The 1,330-nt window shown below is 66.7% G+C and carries 1 protein-coding gene; it reads right to left on the reverse strand.

Going from position 1 to position 1,330, the window contains the following annotated elements:
• Positions 1-41 precede the first annotated feature (41 nt).
• A complete protein-coding gene (locus ALMP_RS11975) occupies positions 42-1,268 on the reverse strand; it encodes an IS256 family transposase (RefSeq protein WP_264926906.1) in 1,227 nt (408 codons plus the stop codon).
• Positions 1,269-1,330: the final 62 nt, after the last annotated feature.

The following is a 1,330-nucleotide window of genomic DNA, read 5'->3' on the forward strand; positions in this document are numbered from 1 at the left end:
TCGGGTCTGTCAAACGAGCGGTGTAACCAGGGTGGTTGGGGTTACTGACGGGCTGCGGAGAGTCGGCCGTCGAAGGTGATGTCGAAGGCATTCAGGGCGGTCTTCCAGCGCATGGTCCAGCGAGCCTGGCCCTTGCCGGTGGGGTCCAGGCTCATGATGGCCAGGTAGACGCACTTCAGGGCGGCGGTCTCGTTGGGGAAGTGGCCGCGGGCCTTGACCGCACGGCGGATCCTGGCGTTCACCGATTCGATCGCGTTCGTGGTGCAGACGATGCGGCGGATCTCGGTGTCGAAGCGGAGGAAGGGAGTGAACTCCTCCCACGCGTTCTCCCAGAGCCGGACGATCGCCGGATACTTCCTGCCCCAGGCGTCGGCGAACTCCGCGAATCGCTCGAGCGCGGCTTCCTCGGTCGCAGCGGTGTAGACGGGTTTGAGGAGCTTGGCGATCTTGTCCCAGTCCTGGCGGGCGGCATAGCGGAAGGAGTTCCGCAGCAGGTGGACCACACAGGTCTGCACCGTGGTGCGGGGCCAGACGGTCTCCACCGCCTCGGGCAGGCCCTTCAGGCCGTCGCAGACCAGCATGAGGACGTCGTTCACGCCGCGGTTCTTGATCTCGGTGAGGATGTGCATCCAGTGCTTGGCGCCCTCACCGCCGTCGCCGGCCCACAGCCCGAGGATGTCGCGGCGTCCCTCGGTGGTGACGGCCAGGGCCACGTAGATCGGCCGGTTCGCCACGGCGCCGTCGCGGATCTTGACGTGGATCGCGTCGATGAAGATCACCGGATAGACAGGGTCGAGGGGCCGGTTCTGCCATTCGGTCATGCCGTCCATGACCTTGTCGGTGATGGTGGAGATGGTCTGCCTGGAGACGTCAGCGCCGTAGACCTCGGCGAGGTGGGCCTGGACCTCGCCGGTCGTCAGGCCCTTCGCGGACAGAGAGATCACCATCTCGTCGACGCCGGACAGACGCTTCTGCCGCGTGCGCACGATTTTCGGTTCGAAGGTTCCGTCCCGGTCGCGGGGCACGGATATCTCGACCGGTCCGACGTCGGTGAGCACGGTCTTGCCACGCTTCCCGTTGCGGGAGTTGCCGCCGTTCTTGCCGGCTGCGTCGTGCTTGTCATAGCCGAGGTGGTCGGTGATCTCGCCTTCGAGGGCGGACTCCAGCAGGCGCTTGGTCAGCTGCTGCAGTGGTCCGCCCTCGCCCGTCAGTTGCAGGCCCTCGGCCTGCGCCCGGCCCACCAGTTCGTCGATGAGCTGGTCGTCCACCGCCCTCGACGGCTGCGGTTCAGGCGTCTCGACGGACTCGGGCCCGGTCACGTTCTCACTGG

The organism is Streptomyces sp. A012304 (genome assembly GCF_026008495.1).
Lineage (GTDB): Bacteria > Actinomycetota > Actinomycetes > Streptomycetales > Streptomycetaceae > Streptomyces.